Genomic DNA, 435 nt, shown 5'->3' on the forward strand with positions numbered 1-435 from the left:
TCGTCGGTCAGGTCGATCTCGCGGGCGGCCCAGTTCTCCTCGGCGTGACCGTGGTCGGCCGCCTTCGGGATCGGCGCGACGCGCTCCTTGGAGAGCAGCCACGCGAGGCTCACCTGCGCGGGGGTCGCGTCCTGCGCCGCGGCGACCTCGCGGAGCGCGTCGACGTCGGCGACGCGGTTGCGCGCGATCGGCGAGTAGGCGACGAGCCAGTGACCGTCCTCGACCGCGTACTCGCGGAGCCGCTCCTGTTGGAGCAGGGGGTGACACTCGACCTGGTGGGCGAACACGTCGTGGTCGAGGCGGTCAATCGCCTCGTCCAGTTGGTCCGGCTCGAAGTTCGAGAGCCCGATCCGGTCGATCACGCCGTCGTCGACGAGGTCGTCGAGCGCGGGCAGCGTCTCCTCGGGGTCGTAGCTGTTGATCGACCTGCTGTAC

Annotated in this window: 1 protein-coding gene; it reads right to left on the reverse strand. The window is 70.3% G+C overall.

Features of this window, described 5'->3' with window-relative positions; genetic code table 11:
* On the reverse strand, window positions 1-435 hold a 435-nt coding region (locus EXE41_RS18815; protein ID WP_137691810.1), incomplete at both ends, for an aldo/keto reductase.

Origin of the sequence: Halorubrum sp. SD690R (assembly GCF_005435035.1) — an archaeon.
GTDB classification, from domain to species: domain Archaea; phylum Halobacteriota; class Halobacteria; order Halobacteriales; family Haloferacaceae; genus Halorubrum; species Halorubrum ezzemoulense.